Source organism: Corynebacterium lactis RW2-5, from assembly GCF_001274895.1.
GTDB lineage: Bacteria > Actinomycetota > Actinomycetes > Mycobacteriales > Mycobacteriaceae > Corynebacterium > Corynebacterium lactis.
Window position 1 is genome coordinate 1,418,997 of record NZ_CP006841.1, and the last position, 15,337, is coordinate 1,434,333.

Annotated in this window: 13 protein-coding genes and 1 tRNA gene; 8 read left to right on the top strand and 6 right to left on the bottom strand. The window is 60.1% G+C overall.

Annotation, left to right across the window (positions count from 1 at the left end; genetic code table 11):
* Positions 1–24: 24 nt before the first annotated feature.
* The 3 genes from CLAC_RS06245 to CLAC_RS06255 are packed head-to-tail and all read left to right on the top strand — an operon-like array spanning position 25 to position 2,670.
* The gene (locus CLAC_RS06245) at positions 25–879 is read left to right on the top strand and encodes a DUF3097 domain-containing protein (RefSeq protein ID WP_053412167.1); all 855 of its coding nucleotides are present in this window, start codon (positions 25–27) and stop codon (positions 877–879) included.
* A gap of 15 nt (positions 880–894) precedes the next feature.
* Complete coding sequence (locus CLAC_RS06250) at positions 895–1,332, top strand: NfeD family protein (RefSeq protein ID WP_053412168.1); 438 nt, start codon at positions 895–897, stop codon at positions 1,330–1,332.
* Positions 1,333–1,374: 42 nt separating this feature from the next.
* Positions 1,375–2,670 carry an SPFH domain-containing protein gene (locus CLAC_RS06255; protein ID WP_082313170.1) on the top strand — a complete coding sequence of 432 codons (1,296 nt, stop codon included), beginning with the start codon at positions 1,375–1,377 and terminating at the stop codon, positions 2,668–2,670.
* 43 nt (positions 2,671–2,713) lie between these two features.
* On the opposite strand, the gene CLAC_RS06260 is transcribed toward CLAC_RS06255, so the two are convergent.
* Both CLAC_RS06260 and CLAC_RS06265 read right to left on the bottom strand, forming a co-directional pair.
* The gene (locus CLAC_RS06260) at positions 2,714–3,286 is read right to left on the bottom strand and encodes a hypothetical protein (RefSeq protein WP_053412169.1); all 573 of its coding nucleotides are present in this window, start codon (positions 3,284–3,286) and stop codon (positions 2,714–2,716) included.
* A gap of 16 nt (positions 3,287–3,302) precedes the next feature.
* Positions 3,303–4,040: a TVP38/TMEM64 family protein gene (locus CLAC_RS06265; protein ID WP_245621816.1), complete on the bottom strand. Its 738-nt coding sequence runs from the start codon at positions 4,038–4,040 to the stop codon at positions 3,303–3,305.
* 302 nt (positions 4,041–4,342) lie between these two features.
* Here CLAC_RS06265 and CLAC_RS06270 point away from each other — a divergent pair, with 302 nt between their 5' ends.
* The 3 genes from CLAC_RS06270 (at position 4,343) to meaB (ending at position 9,629) form a co-directional block, all read left to right on the top strand.
* The gene (locus CLAC_RS06270; RefSeq protein ID WP_053412171.1) at positions 4,343–6,235 is read left to right on the top strand and encodes a methylmalonyl-CoA mutase family protein; all 1,893 of its coding nucleotides are present in this window, start codon (positions 4,343–4,345) and stop codon (positions 6,233–6,235) included.
* Between the two features lie 8 nt (positions 6,236–6,243).
* Positions 6,244–8,463: a methylmalonyl-CoA mutase gene (scpA, locus tag CLAC_RS06275; protein WP_053412172.1), complete on the top strand. Its 2,220-nt coding sequence runs from the start codon at positions 6,244–6,246 to the stop codon at positions 8,461–8,463.
* Between the two features lie 62 nt (positions 8,464–8,525).
* Positions 8,526–9,629 (top strand): methylmalonyl Co-A mutase-associated GTPase MeaB, encoded by a 1,104-nt coding sequence (meaB, locus tag CLAC_RS06280; protein WP_053412173.1) that lies wholly within the window; start codon positions 8,526–8,528, stop codon positions 9,627–9,629.
* A 145-nt stretch (positions 9,630–9,774) separates the two neighbouring features.
* Here meaB and CLAC_RS06285 read toward each other — a convergent pair whose 3' ends face one another.
* Positions 9,775–10,110 (bottom strand): ArsR/SmtB family transcription factor, encoded by a 336-nt coding sequence (locus tag CLAC_RS06285; protein ID WP_053412174.1) that lies wholly within the window; start codon positions 10,108–10,110, stop codon positions 9,775–9,777.
* Positions 10,111–10,339: 229 nt separating this feature from the next.
* Here CLAC_RS06285 and cls point away from each other — a divergent pair, with 229 nt between their 5' ends.
* Positions 10,340–11,836 (top strand): cardiolipin synthase, encoded by a 1,497-nt coding sequence (gene cls, locus CLAC_RS06290; protein ID WP_156324786.1) that lies wholly within the window; start codon positions 10,340–10,342, stop codon positions 11,834–11,836.
* A gap of 294 nt (positions 11,837–12,130) precedes the next feature.
* On the opposite strand, the gene CLAC_RS06295 is transcribed toward cls, so the two are convergent.
* Positions 12,131–12,216 (bottom strand) — tRNA-Leu (locus tag CLAC_RS06295).
* A gap of 192 nt (positions 12,217–12,408) precedes the next feature.
* Between CLAC_RS06295 and CLAC_RS06300 the strand changes: the two genes are divergently transcribed.
* Positions 12,409–12,966, top strand: a complete 558-nt coding sequence (locus CLAC_RS06300; RefSeq protein WP_053412176.1) for a YbhB/YbcL family Raf kinase inhibitor-like protein — start codon at positions 12,409–12,411, stop codon at positions 12,964–12,966.
* 35 nt (positions 12,967–13,001) lie between these two features.
* Here the strand turns inward: CLAC_RS06300 and CLAC_RS06305 are convergent, their stop codons facing one another.
* Positions 13,002–14,102 carry a quinone-dependent dihydroorotate dehydrogenase gene (locus CLAC_RS06305; RefSeq protein ID WP_053412177.1) on the bottom strand — a complete coding sequence of 367 codons (1,101 nt, stop codon included), beginning with the start codon at positions 14,100–14,102 and terminating at the stop codon, positions 13,002–13,004.
* Positions 14,103–15,275: a YncE family protein gene (locus CLAC_RS06310; RefSeq protein WP_211255341.1), complete on the bottom strand. Its 1,173-nt coding sequence runs from the start codon at positions 15,273–15,275 to the stop codon at positions 14,103–14,105.
* Positions 15,276–15,337 lie beyond the last annotated feature (62 nt).

Genomic DNA, 15,337 nt, shown 5'->3' on the forward strand with positions numbered 1-15,337 from the left:
ATTAACCTGTTAATCTCTAATCTCATGAGTTTCAACGACCCCTACCGCAATCAGGACGTACTCGGCGGAGCCCGCGGCCACCGCAGGCGCATTCCTCAGCCAGCTCCGGAAGTCGAGGCGCGCAATGGAGTCGTTGTGGAGGCCTCGTACGATGGATTCGTCGGTGCGATCATCGGGCTGGAGAAGACGTTCGACGGCTGGTGCGTCCGTCTGGAGGATCGCAGGGGCGTAGCCAGGCTTTTCCCGATGAATGAACGCGGATTCATGATCGACGGGAAGCCGGTAACCCTCGTGCGTCCTAAGGCAAAGCCTGTGCCGGCGTCAAAGAATCTTTCGGCGTCCGGTTCGCGCAAGGTGGAAAACGTGCAGGCCAAGGTTGCGCTGCCCAGCCGCATCTGGGTCGAAGGTGTCCACGACGCGGCGATTGTAGAGAAGGTATGGGGCCACGACCTGAGGGTTGAAGGAGTGGTCGTCGAGTATTTGGAGGGCCTGGATAACCTGGCGGAGAAGCTCGCGGAATTTCGTCCGGGCCCGCAGCGTCGCGTCGGGGTGCTGGCAGACCACCTGGTAGAAGGGTCAAAAGAATCCCGTATGACGCAGCAGCTCGGGCCACACGTGATGGTAACCGGGCATCCTTTCATCGACGTTTGGCAAGCGGTAAAACCGGCAGCGGTCGGGATTAAGGCGTGGCCGACGGTTCCCTATGGGGAGGATTGGAAGACCGGAATCTGCGAGCGCCTCGGCTGGGGCTCTGATCCAAAAGAAGGATGGCGAAGGGTCTACAGCGCGGTCCATACTTACCGCGATCTGGAATCGGATCTAATCGGGGCCGTAGAGCGACTAGTTGACTTCGTAACTGAGCCACACCTTCAGTACTAAAGGTAGGGTGGAGGCGTGATTCCTCTCCTGTGGCTCGGCGCATCTCTACTCTTGGCCCTCGGCGAAATTATCGTGGCGGATTTGTCACTGCTGATGTTGGCCGGAGGCGCACTCGCTGCGGCAGGGTCCAGCCAGCTCGGAGCGCCTCTTTGGGTGGATGTTGCCGTGTTCGCGGTAGTCTCCGTCGCCCTCGTGCTCACTGTCCGCCCTATGCTCCGGCGACGCATGGCCGTAGGGGACAAATCGAGCGAGCTGGAGTCACGTCCAGAGCTACTGCCGGGCAAAGACGCCGTTGTCATCGAGGATGTGTCAGCGTCGGCAGGCCTTATCAAGGTCGGCGGAGACCTCTGGAGTGCCCGCGCACTCGTTCCGGGTGAGAATTTCGCTGCGCAGCAGCGGGTCACAATCGTGGAGATTTCTGGAAACACAGCAGTCGTCGACAAGACAATTTAATCTACCAACCCAGCACGAACGAGACTAGAAACGAGGTTCCTCATGGCAGGATTATTCGTCCTCGGTGTCATCGTCCTAATCGTCATTGTCCTGGTGCTCAAGGCAATCGTCCTTGTTCCGCAGGGGGAGGCGGCTATCGTCGAAAGACTCGGCCGATACACCCAGACGCTAAACAGCGGTCTGAACTTCATCATTCCGATTATTGACCGCGTTCGTGAAAAGGTTGACACCCGCGAACGAATGGTGACCTTTCCTCCGCAAGCGGTGATTACGGAGGATAACCTGACCGTCGCAATCGATACCGTCGTGACCTTCCAGGTAAATGAGCCGGAGCGCGCGATTTATGGCATCGCCGACTACATCTTCGGCATCGAGCAGATTACTACGGCTACGCTACGCGACGTCGTCGGTGGCCTGACACTGGAAGAGACTTTGACATCGCGCGACTACATCAACCGTAGGCTGCGCGGCGAACTGGACGAGGCCACAGCAAAGTGGGGTCTGCGAATCGCCCGCGTGGAGCTGAAGGCCATCGAACCGCCGCCGTCGATTCAGCAGTCCATGGAAAAGCAGATGAAGGCCGACCGCGAAAAGCGCGCTATGATTCTGACGGCCGAAGGTACCCGGGAAGCGGAGATTAAGACCGCGGAAGGTCGAAAGCAGGCACAGATTCTCGCGGCAGAGGGCGACAAGCACGCAGCAATTCTGGCGGCGGAGGCTGAACGCCAGGCTACTATTCTCCGTGCCGAAGGTGCTCGCGCGGCGAAATACCTGGAGGCCCAGGGCGATGCCCGTGCAATCCAGAAGGTCAATGCCGCAGTCAAGGCTTCGCAGCTGACTCCCGAGCTTTTGGCCTGGCAGTACCTGGAGAAGCTCCCCGAGCTCGCCAACAAGGACGGCAACACCGTCTGGATGGTTCCCTCCCAGTTTGGCGACAGCCTGGAGGCATTCGCCCGGGCATTCGGACAAAAGGATGTCGACGGGGTGTTCCGCTACGAACCTCCAGCCGTCAGCCGGGAGACGAAGGAAGAGGCAGACCAGGGCCGCGACGAGGACTGGTTCGACATGTCGACTAACCCGGAGCTGGCCCGCGCCGTCGCTGCCGCAAACGAGGTGGCGAACCGCCCAATCGAAGACCCCATCACTGCGGCCGCGAATTCAAAGTCGGCCAAGCAGAAGCCGTCAGAGTCCGCTCCTGCGTCTCAGGCTCGAACCTCCAATCTCGACGACGACGTTGCAGAGATTGAGGCCGCCCAGCCTGCAGACAGCGACATCACGAGCCAGCTAACGGGCCAAAACGGCATCGTGCCCCAGCAACGAGACCCTCACCAGCAGTAACGCGAGCTAGCCACCCCGGCCCAAAGGCCGCGGGAGCGCTTTTTCAGAGTCTGCCGGAATCCTCGAGTAGGTGAACTACCAGGGACCACCCGGCCGATTCTGCATGCCAGCCGGCTGCGGCTAGCCGCTGGTTAATTGCCTGCTTCGAAATCCCCAATTCCTGCGCGGCCTCAACCTGGGTGTAGCCCGCACGCACGAGCTGAGTCGCCTCCCGGCCTTCGGGCGAGCGTCGCGAGATGACGTGGTGGAGCAGGGTAAATGCCGCCTCGATATCCTCGGCACAAGACTTCCCGCGAGGGTTATCGCTTCGGATGCGGGTTTTAACTGTTCCGGCCTTGCCGCCTTTTCCGACTACCGCGCGAGCCGCAACGGCTGCTTCTTCAACATCGCCGCGGGTACAAATCCCAATTCCAATCGCCCAATCGCCGGCGGACAACAAAGCGAGCACAAGGGTAGTGACTCCAACCGCAGTTTCTGGAGCAGCCTTCAGCTCTTCGATACCGGCGACCTCCACAGCGCCGACGCCGTCCAAGCCAGAAAGCGCTTGGGCTGACATGCGAACATGCTCAGCACGACGAGTGGATCGACCACGATAGCGAGCGAAAACTGCGAACATATCGTACAGTCTAGCCCTACTCCTTGACGTTTCGTTCAACGACACTGCGGGTCGCCTCGCTTGCCGACGAAGTGGCCTTTGGCTGTTCAACGACCGGGAATTTGGCATCGACAACAAGTCCCGCGATACCCAAGACAACAAGCAGTGCCGTTGCCACCGCGAAGCGGATATCGAACCCGGATAGCAGGGCGTCGCCAAGCAAAACTACGGCGAGGGTGTTCGGCGCGGAGCCGACGGCGGTCGCGAAGGTGTAGGGGGCGAGCCTGATTGAGGACAGGCCGCACGCGTAGTTAAGAAAAGAAAACGGCACGCCCGCGATCATTCGCAGCGAGAGGACTGTTAGCCAACCACGCTGCTCGAGACGATGATCTAGGTTTAGCAGACGTCGATTGGTCAGATACTGCCTAAACCAGTCCCGAGCGAGGAATCGGACCACCAACAGCGAGATTGCCGCCGCCAGGGTGGTTGCGGAAATTGCCAAGAGAAAACCGGCAATGGGACCGAATAAAAGCCCCGAAGCGAGAGTGAAAGCCGTGCGGGGAATGGGGAACTGCGTCAGAGCGACGTAAATGGCGAAGTAGACGAGAGGAAACCACGCGCCGGCGTCGTCCGACCATTGGCGGATTGTCTCCACAGTCGGAACGTCATAGAACAGCACCATGGCCAAGCCGCCTAATCCCAAGACGGCAATCAGCATCTTCTTGATCGGCGCAGACTTGTTTGACGCAGACGCTGCTGTTAGGTCACTCTTCACCCATTTGAGGTTACCGTCGAATACCGGATGCCGTATGACCTGCGGTTAGGCGTGGCGCGCCGGTCGCGCAGGCGTGGCGCGGAGAACACCACTAGCCATCTTCACTACGATGGGGAATAAGGTCGCTATGCCTTTCTTGTGCGAAAACTAGTGACCCTTATCGATTATTGGAGGAAGCCAACACTCCCGATGTTTCTGCAGGTGCTCACCGCAATCGAGTTTGTCGCAGCCGATTGCGAAGAGCGCCCATGGAGGGAAACTAGGCGAGCAAGGCTTAATACATGTAAGGGAGAAGGTCTGTCGTGACTGACCGAACGGCCCCCGAATCGCCTTCAACGCTGCCACCGAACTTCGAAGAGCTGCAATCTTCGTGGTACAAGGCCGTAGCAAAGGTGTTCGCTAGGGTACGCAAGCAAGACATCGCAGATGTACCACTTGACGTGTGGAAGCGTCTGATCAAGACCACCTACGACGGTGTTGAGGTTCGCCCGCTGTACACGCGCGCCGACGAGTCAGGGGAAGCACCGGCTCCGGGCCAGTTCCCGTTCACGCGCGGCGCTAAGGTGACCGACGACAACAACGATGGTTGGGGGGTTCGTGAAACCTTCGGTCGTCAGTACGCTGGCGAAGATGCCCTCGACACGAAGGTTGTTAACGAGACCCTGCTCTCCGCCCTGGAAAACGGCACCACGGATCTCCGCCTGGACTTCACAGGCTCGCTGTCCGCGGAGGATGTTCCTGCGCTGTTTAGCAACGTCTACGTCGATCTGGCCCCGATTGCGATTCACGCAGGTAAAGATCTCGGAGCAGTAGTCGAGGCCCTAGACGGCTACGTAGCTTCTGCTGCACCGGCTAATCCGGACAACGTCGCCATTGAGTACGGCGCGGCCCCGCTCACCTCTGCTTTCGCGGGCACCGATGACGTTTCCCTCGAGGAGGCTGTCGCACTGGCCACAAAGGCAGCCAAGCAGCGCGGCGATGTTCGTGCGCTTCTGGTTGACGGCGTAGCGCTTTCCAACCTTGGTGCAAGCAACATCCAAGAGATCGGCTACAGCCTCGCAGCAGGTGTCGCGTACCTGCGCGCTCTGACCGAGGCAGGTCTGTCGGTTGAGGAAGCCTTGGGGCAGATTTCCTTCCGCTTCGCAGCTACGGACGACCAGTTCGACACGATTGCAAAATTCCGCGCAGCCCGCACTCTGTGGGCCCGCGTTGCCGAGGTCCTCGGAGCCCCCGAGGCTGGCCGCGTCCCAATGCACGCCGTTACCGCTCCGGTGATGTTTAGCCAGCGTGACCCGTGGGTTAACATGCTGCGCGTCACCGTTGCAGCTTTTGCTGCGGGCGTCGGCGGAGCTACCTCCGTTGAGGTTCTCCCATTCGACTACGCCATCGAGGGCGGTCAGCCGAACGTTTCCCAGACTTTCAAGACCCGCATTGCTCGTAACACCAACCTCCTGCTGATTGAGGAGTCCCACCTGGGTTACGTCGCAGACCCGGCGGGCGGCTCTTACTTCATCGAGGAGCTGACCACTGAGCTGTGTGACAAGGCTTGGGAGATCTTCACCAAGGCCGAGGGTGCTGGCGGGTTCGCAGAGCACCAGTCTGAGATTCAGGCGGCGCTCGACGCAACCTGGGAGGCGCGTCGTGCGGATATTGCACACCGTCGCACTAAGGTCACCGCGATCAACGAGTTCCCGAACCTGCTGGAGGCTCCTCTCGCGCCGGAGTCCCGCGGCACCAACGACAAGGTTCGGCGATGGGCGAGCGACTTCGAGGCGCTGCGTAACCGCTCCGATGATTTCCTCGCTGAAAACGGCCGCCGCCCGCTGATTGGTATGCTGCCGCTCGGCCCGCTGGCAAAGCACAACATCCGTACCGGTTTCACCTCTAACCTGCTGGCATCCGGCGGTATTGAGGTCGTCAACCCGGGCCAGGTCGTCCCCGGCGAACAGACATTCACCGAAGCAGTCAAGGCTTCCCCGATTGTCGTGCTGTGCGCGGCCGACGGCGAGTACGCAGCCTCCGGCGCCGCCGCTGTAGAGGCTGCCCGCGCTGCAGGCGCTAAGGAAGTCCTGGTCGCCGGCTCTGAGAAGAGCTTCGCCGATGCCGAGGAGGGCGCACGCCCCGACGGCTACCTCAACATGAATATCGACGCCGTCGCAGAACTGTCCCGACTGCTCAATGAACTGGGAGCGTGAAAGAAGAAATGACCACTATCCCAAATTTCGCTGAAATCTCCCGCACCACCGACGACGCAGCAGCTGCCACAAACAAGGCTGCCGCTGTAGAGGCCGGGGAAGTCTGGACCATCCCGGAGGGCATTGATGTCAAGCGTGTCTATGAACGTGCCGACCGCGACTCTGCAGCATCCGAGGGGCACCCTGTTGATTCCTTCCCAGGTATCGCACCGTTCATGCGTGGACCGTACCCGACGATGTACACCAACCAGCCGTGGACGATTCGCCAGTACGCCGGCTTCTCCACTGCGGCTGAGTCCAACGCCTTCTACCGCCGTAACCTAGCCGCTGGCCAGAAGGGTCTGTCGGTTGCATTCGACCTGGCTACCCACCGCGGCTACGATTCCGATAACCCTCGCGTAACCGGTGATGTCGGTATGGCCGGTGTGGCTATCGACTCCATCTACGACATGCGCGAGCTCTTCCAGGGCATTGACCTGGGTGGTGTCTCCGTGTCCATGACCATGAACGGCGCCGTTCTGCCGATTCTGGCCATGTACATTGTGACCGCAGAGGAGCAGGGCGTCGCGCCGGAACAGCTGCGCGGTACGATCCAGAACGACATCCTCAAGGAGTTCATGGTTCGTAACACGTACATCTACCCGCCGAAGCCGTCTATGCGAATCATCTCCTCGATTTTCGAGTTCACCTCGGCACGCATGCCGCTGTTCAACTCGATTTCGATCTCCGGCTACCACATCCAGGAAGCCGGTGCGACCGCAGACCTCGAGCTCGCCTACACGCTTGCCGACGGCGTGGAGTACATCCGCGCGGGTATTGATGCGGGCCTGGATGTCGACAAGTTCGCTCCGCGACTGTCGTTCTTCTGGGGCATTTCGATGAACACGTTTACCGAGATCGCCAAGCTGCGCGCCGGCCGTATCCTCTGGTCCGAGCTGGTGGGCAAGTTCGCGCCGAAGAACCCGAAGTCTCAGTCTTTGCGTACGCACTCGCAGACCTCCGGCTGGTCCCTGACCGCCCAGGACGTCTACAACAACGTTGCGCGTACCTGCATCGAGGCTATGGCCGCGACCCAGGGCCACACCCAGTCGCTGCACACCAACGCCCTCGACGAGGCACTAGCGCTGCCGACCGACTTCTCCGCGCGTATTGCTCGTAACACTCAGCTGCTGCTGCAGCAGGAATCCAACACTACGCGTCCGGTCGACCCATGGGCGGGTTCTTACTACATCGAGTGGCTGACCAACGAGCTGGTTAAGCGTGCCCGTAAACACATCGAAGAGGTCGAAGAGGCCGGCGGCATGGCTCAGGCAACCATCGAGGGTATTCCGAAACTGCGCATCGAGGAGGCCGCCGCCCGTACTCAGGCGCGTATCGACTCCGGCCGACAGGCGCTCATCGGCGTCAACAAGTACCAGGTCGAGGAAGATGAGGCCATTGAGGTCCTCAAGGTCGAGAACTCCCGCGTCCGCCAGGAGCAGATCGACAAGCTCCACCGCCTGCGCCACGAGCGCGACGAGGAAGAAGTCCAGCGTTGCCTCGCTGCGCTGACCGATGCCTGCCGCAACCCCGGTGACCCGGGCGATCTGGACAAGAACCTGCTGAAGCTGGCCGTCGATTGTGCCCGCGCGATGGCCTCTATCGGCGAGATTTCCGATGCCATGGAAGAGGTCTTCGGTCGTCACCAGGCCGAGATTCGCACCCTGTCCGGTGTTTACAAGGACGAAGTAGGCAAGGAGGGTACCGTGTCCAACGTTTCCAAGGCCATCGCGATGGCTGACAAGTTTGAGGAGCAGGAAGGTCGCCGTCCGCGTATCTACCTGGCCAAGATGGGCCAGGACGGTCACGACCGCGGCCAGAAGGTTATCGCTTCCGCCTACGCTGACCTCGGCATGGACGTCGACGTGGGACCGCTGTTCCAGACCCCGGAGGAGGCCGCCAAGTCAGCTGTCGACTCCGACGTCCACGTCGTGGGCGTGTCCTCGCTGGCCGCTGGCCACCTGACGCTCGTTCCCGCACTGCGCGACGAACTGAAGAAGCTGGGCCGTGAGGACATCATGATTGTCGTCGGCGGTGTCATCCCGCCGGGCGATTTCCAGGAACTCTACGATTTCGGCGCCGCGGCGATTTACCCGCCGGGTACCGTCATCGCTGATGCGGCAATCGACATGCTGGAGAAGCTCTCCGCTGAACTCGGCATCGACGTTTCCGTCTCGGAAGAGTCCTAAACACCTTTTCTAACGCGCCGCGCCGAGAACATCGGCGTGGCGCGTTGCCGAAAGAAGTAGCAATGAACGACTTTCTTGAAGAAAATCTAGGCACACTGGTTACCACCGCTGGAACCGTCATCGACGGCAAGACCGCGGTCGCCCCCGAGGTGATTCGCAAAGCCCGTCGCCGAATCGATGTCGACGACCTTTTCGATGGCGTCCGCGCCGGTAATCGAACGAAACTCGCACGCGCCATTACGCTGCTCGAGTCATCGGCGCCTGCGCACAAGGTGCTTGCTCAGGAACTTCTGGTCAAATTGCTGCCTTTCTCGGGAAAGGCCATGCGCGTCGGTCTTACCGGCGTTCCCGGCGTTGGTAAATCCACGACCATCGAGACCCTCGGCCTGCACCTCATCGAGCAGGGGCACCGGGTCGCAGTGCTCGCAATCGACCCATCCTCCACTAAGTCGAGGGGCTCCATTCTTGGAGATAAGACTCGAATGGCCCAACTCTCCGCGCGAGATGAAGCGTTCATTCGTCCGTCCCCATCCGCGGGCACGCTTGGCGGCGTGGCGAAAGCCACCCGTGAAGCCATGGTGGTGCTAGAGGCCGCTGGCTTCGACATCGTGATTGTGGAGACCGTTGGTGTCGGCCAATCGGAGGTAGCCGTTGCTCAAATGGTCGACACCTTCGCATTCCTGGCGCTGGCAGGTGCCGGAGATCAGCTCCAGGGCATCAAGAAGGGCGTCCTGGAGATGGCCGACGTCATCACCATCAACAAGGCCGACGGCCAAAATCTGAGGCCGGCCAAGCGCGCTGCACGTGACTTGACCACGGCGATGAAGATGGTTCGCCAACAGGATCAAGTTTGGACCCCTCCTGTCCTGACCATGTCAGCCCTCGAGCACGACGGCGTAGACAAGTTCTGGCAGGCCATCGAAGACCACGTACACGCTATGCACGAGGCGAAGCTCTTCGACGAAAACCGCGCCAACCAGCAGATCAAGTGGATGTGGTCGATGGTCCACGAGACCCTCCTGCAGCGACTTAACACCAATGCTGAAGTGAAGTCCGAGAGTGACCTGGTGGAAAAGCAGCTCCGCTCCGGGCAGCTGACTCCAACGCTTGCTGCAGAAAGGATTATGAAAGCATTCGACCAGTCCATGTCCTCTCGCAAGGAGTAGGCGAAAATCCTGATGGGGTAGCGGGCTGCCCTACAAACGACCGCGCCTCGCGCCAGCCAACCGGTTTACCGATTGGGGCGCGGGGCGTCGTCGTGAAGCGGGCTAGGCAAGGGGCGGGGAGTGAGACTGCCCTTTCCTAGGAACCTTACGACTGGGCGCGGTGGTGCGGCGGCTGATCGTAGAGGGTGTGCTCCGCAAAGTGCAGGGCGTTGATGACGAGGCTGGTGAGGTGCTCGTCCGGCTGGCTGTAGAAGCAGGAGGTGCCCTCCTTGCGGGTCTGCACCATATTCGCCATCCGTAACTTGGCCAAATGCTGCGAAACCGCAGGGACCGGGCGGCCAAGTTCCTCGGCGATAGCGCCAACAGACATTTCCCCATCATGGAGAAGTGCGAGAATGGACAGGCGTGTTTTATCCGCCATGAGCCTCAGGACGCCTGCCGCAACGTCTAGTTCATTGCTGCTGGGCGCGTTGACAATCATGTAAAGGCCGCTTCCTTTCGTTTCAGCGTTGCCCACGCGATTTATTCGCTTGAAATGAGATTACTAGGAAATATTCTCGATTGCGTAAGCGGCTAACTACATACCCAACCGAATATTCAATGCACCCAACTCTATAGCGAATGCATTTGATTTTCAACAACGAGTATAAAACGCCCTAACTAAGAGCCGTTTGAGCACAGGCCCGGCCAGGTTCAGTACTATCAAATCCATGGAATGGATCTTGGGCGCCTACTCGTGGATGGTGCAGGATTTGACCTGGTGGCAGATCAGCTTGTTTATCCTCGACTACTCGATCAAGTTTGTCGCCATCGGCTGGGTTCCCGAGAACCGTAATCCCTCGGCCTCGACGGCATGGCTCCTCGTTATTCTGCTGATCCCTTTCCTCGGCCTGCCACTATTCCTGCTGCTCGGCTCTCAGCACATCACCGGGCGCAGGCACGAGGTTCAGGCGCTGGCGCACGACCTAATCCGTGAGCGCACCGCCCATCTTCCCGATGTGCCTGACGACGTCACCATTGCCGACGACGTCATCGGCACCTTTAAACTATCCCGGCTACTGACGGGTATGCCCGCAGTGTCGAGCACCGAGATGGGGCTTTTCACCGACTTCGATTCGGCAATCCGGCGGATGATCGAGGTCATCGACGGGGCGAAAAAATCGGTGCACGTCCAGTCCTATATTTTCGCGCTCGACAACCGGACCGAGCCCTTCGTGGAGGCGCTCGAGCGCGCTCACAATAGGGGAGTAGAGGTCAAGGTGCTGGTCGACCCGATCGGCTCGTGGAAGTACCCCGGTTACTACAAGCTCAAAAAACGCCTCAATCGCTCGGGCATTCCCTGGCACCCGATGCTGCCGGTGAGCCTCGTGAAGCTAACTTGGCGTCGCCTTGACCTGCGAAACCACCGCAAGCTGATAGTCATTGATGCCAAGACTGTGTTCATGGGGTCTCAAAACTTGATTGAGCCCGAGTACCAGCGGCCGAAGAACCACCGAATTGGGCGCGAGTGGGTCGACACCTGGATGGAACTTGCCGGTGATGTCGCACTGGCCTTTGACGCCGTCTTCGCCGTCGACTGGACCAGCGAAATTTACGACACTCCGGAGGCCCCCGCGGCCGAGCACATCGAGATTCCTAATGACGACACTAAAGGGAAGAACATTGTCCAGGTGCTTCCCTCTGGCCCCGGCTTTACCACCGAGCCCAACCTGCGCGTGTTCAATAATATGATTTACCAGGCGCATAAGCGTCTTCTCGTCGTTAGCCCGTACTTCGTCCCCGACGAGTCCTTGCTCATGGCGCTCACATCAGCCGCTTACGGCGGCATCGACGTGCAGCTGTTCGTCAACGAAAAGTCAGACCAGTTCATGGTGGGGCACGCCCAGCAGTCCTACTACCACGCGCTTTTAGAAGCCGGCGTCAAAATCTACCGCTACCCGGCGCCTAAGGTCCTCCATTCCAAGTACATGGTCATTGATGATCAAATGGCCATGTTTGGCTCCTCAAACCTAGACATGCGCTCTTTCGGCCTGAACTACGAGGTGACCTTGATTACTGCGAAGGGATCGATTGTCGACAAGCTCGTCTCGCTTGCCGACGCCTACCGCGACGTCTCCTCTCCGCTATCCAAGGAGGAGTGGAGCAAGCGTTCCTTCCGCCAGCGCTACCTGGACTCCGTATTCCGGCTCACCTCGGCGCTGCAGTAGGTGCGCTGGGAGGGGAGCTACATTGAGCCCGTTGTATCAGCCACTTATGAGCTCTGCTACTTACAGCCCCGCCACTTGTGGCAGAGATATTCACTTGTGAGCGCGCTGTAGCGCAACCACAAGTAAATATTGCACCAACAAGTCGGGCCCGGCCCCAAGTTCAGCGTTAGAGCCGGGCACGGGCCTCGACCAAGTTGAAGCGGGGCATAGGCCTGCGTCAGTGCCAATGGTATCCAGCGCATGAGGAAACCCCGGGTTGGTTGAACTTCCTCAACCAACCCAGGGTTTGAACTGTGTCCGGAGGGGGACTTGAACCCCCACGCCCGTTAATAGGGCACTAGCACCTCAAGCTAGCGCGTCTGCCATTCCGCCACCCGGACTGGGTGTCTTTAGCACTTCCGTGCTGACCTGGGATACTGTACCGCGTTTGCACAAAAGAACACAAATTAGCAGGTCAAAACACAATTCCAATGGCGTAATTCCACGTTTGACGGAAAACATTCTCCCCAGCGCGGCGTGAGTACATCGAAAACTTCATGCGAGCACTTCGAAAAGCGGGCACACTGGAGTACATGACTTCCAACAATCAGAACAACACAAACGCACCGGCATTCCCAGGACCGGATCCGTACGAGCCCCTCAAGGATCTCCCGGCGTTCGAGTTGTCCTCTCCGGACATCCAGGACGGTAGTTTGATCGGCGAGAAGTTCCGCGCGCCTTCCAATGTCTCCCCGCAGCTCGATTGGAAGGGGATGCCGGAGGGCACCAAGTCTATCGCCGTCACGTGCTTCGACCCGGACGCGCCGACCGCATCCGGATTCTGGCATTGGGCCGTCTTCAACATCCCGGCCACCGCATCCGGGCTGCCACAGGGCGCTGGCAACGAAAGCGGCGACGGGCTGCCAGAAGGGGCAATACAGCTCGCCGGTGATTCGGGTATGAAGGGGCACTACGGTGCCAATCCGCCCGCGGGGCATGCTCCACACCGCTACATGTACGCGGTCCATGCTGTGGACGTCGAGAAGCTAGATGTCCCAGAAGACGCGACGCCGACCGTGCTCGGTTTTAATCTCTACTTCCACTCGCTGGCGCGCGCCATCATCACGCCGTGGTGGGAGAACAAGGACTAGAGGCCGTTTAGGCCGGGCACTTGCGGGCCAGGCCCCTAGTCCTTCCAGGGGAGACCGCAGCCGACGGTCTCCGCAATAGATGTGAATCCCTGGGCCCGGATTTGTTTCGCAAGCCCCAAGTGGATGTCGCGAATCCAGTCCGGGCCACCATAAATCAGCGGAGTGTAACCCTGCAGGAGGGAAGCACCAGAGGCGATCCGCTCCCACGCCTGCTGAGGCGTTTCAATGCCGCCCACGCTAATCAGAGCAAGTTTGCCGCCCACACGACCGTGAAGCAGCTTGAGGACTTCGAGCGAACGCCGAGCCACCGGCGCGCCGGACACACCGCCGGCCCCCATGGCGGCGACTTCGTCTGCGGGTGTCGTCAAGCCTTCGCGAGAAATAGTGGTGTTAGTGGCCACGATGCCGGCGAGTCCCAGCTCAACAGCGAGGTCCGCCACCGCAAGCACGTCCTCATCGGAGAGATCCGGCGCAATCTTAACCAGGACCGGCGACGTAGTCTCGTCGAGGACTGTGGCGAGGATGGGGCGGAGGGTCTCGGCGGCCTGCAGATCACGAAGCCCCGGCGTGTTGGGCGAAGAGACGTTAACTACGACGTAGTCTGCAAGGTTTCCCAGCTCACGAGCGGAGGCACGGTAGTCCGCCTCGGCTTCCTCCAGCGGTGTGACCTTAGTCTTGCCGACATTGATCCCAATAACGTCTTCGCTGCGGCGCGCGCGGAGGTTCTCGGCAACGGCGACGGCCCCGGGATTGTTGAAGCCCATGCGGTTCAAGATGGCGCGGTCCGCCTTGAGCCGGAACAGCCTTGGCTGATCGTTACCCGGCTGCGCATGTGCGGTGACAGTTCCCAGCTCGGCGTACCCGAAACCAATTGGCCCCCAGCAATCAGGGGCGGTGGCGGCCTTATCGAACCCCGCGGCCAAACCCAAGGGGCGCGGAAAGTCCACTCCAAAAACAGTTTGGCGCAGCACCGGATCGTCAACGACAAGAAGCTTCGCCAGCGCGCGCTGGAGACGCTGCGATTTCTGCAGGCCACTCAGCGTAGTGGTCATCGCCTCATGAATCCGCTCCGGGGAAACGGTAAACATTGCCTTCAGCGCCAGCTGATAAGCCTTTGCGCGAACGCTCGATGCCATTTACTTCTGACCTCCCTGCTGGTCGGCGCCCTGCTTAGGGGCAGAGTTGTCTTCGCCAGTGGGGAGGTTATTAGCGGGCTCCCGGACAGCCAGGTCATCACCGCGCTGCTTCGACTCAGCAGCGTAGTCCTCGATTGCCTTATCGATGTCCGAGGGTTCCAGCAGCTGCGCGCCCTGTCCGGTCGCAGAGAACACCTCGACAGCGCCGTTTTCGGCAACTACCAGTGACTGCGGGTCTGCAACCGTATCAATCTCGGCCATCCTCACCGGGGTGCCAGAGCTGACATCGTACGCGGTCAGCTTATTTACCTTCGTCGAAGCGACCCAGATTAAATCTCTGGAATCGTCGACTGCCACGGCCCACGGCGACTCCGGCACCGGCGCGGCCTGATGCAGGCGGATAATGTCCGTCATCGTATAGACGAGCAGCTGATTGCCCTTGGTGTCCGCCGCAGCGATGTACTTTGTACCGGCCGCTGCCTTGCCGACGCCGATGCCAGCACGCAGGCCACTTCCCGTGCGGGTCTCGTCGAGCTTTAGCTCATGGACGGAGGTCTCCGGCCGGTTGACTTCCATCAGCCGCGTGGCGGGGCCGTCGCCGACCGGCGGCACCGCAACCAGCTGAGAGCCCTCTCGAGAAGCTCCAAAGGTTTCCGAAAGCTCGCCATCCGCACCGAAGACATCGACCTGGTCGGAGTCAGAACGGTGACCGATAATCCGGCCGCCCGGCAACCCTACCGCCGAGGAGTATCCCGTGCCGCGACCGACGACAGCCGCAACGGTTCCCTCTGGGGACAGCACGTGAATACCGTCGGAACAGGGCAAAAGCGCGGTATTGCCACCGGGGGCCAGAAGCCCGCACTGATTTTTTAGAACCACCGACTTTGCCGCCGGGTTATTCAACGGCCCGGCAAAAATCTTCCCCTGAGCCTTTGAAATCACCTGATCGCCGGCCAGAACCGCGTCAGTGATGTTCTCATCGATCTTTTTCAGCTTGCCTTTGAGGCCGCCCGTCATCGCGGGCGACGCGGCCGGCGCAGGGGAGGCGTTGCCCATTCCCTCCTTGACCTCACTGCCCTCAACGGACGATGAGCAACCGGAAAGCGCTAGGGCGCCTGCAGAAACTCCAGCTACGAGCGAATGTAGGACACGTCGGCGACTGTAGAAACTCACACCTATGAAACTACCATCCCGTAGAAAAGACACATCGAATACGTGCAACTGTCCCCAGGGCA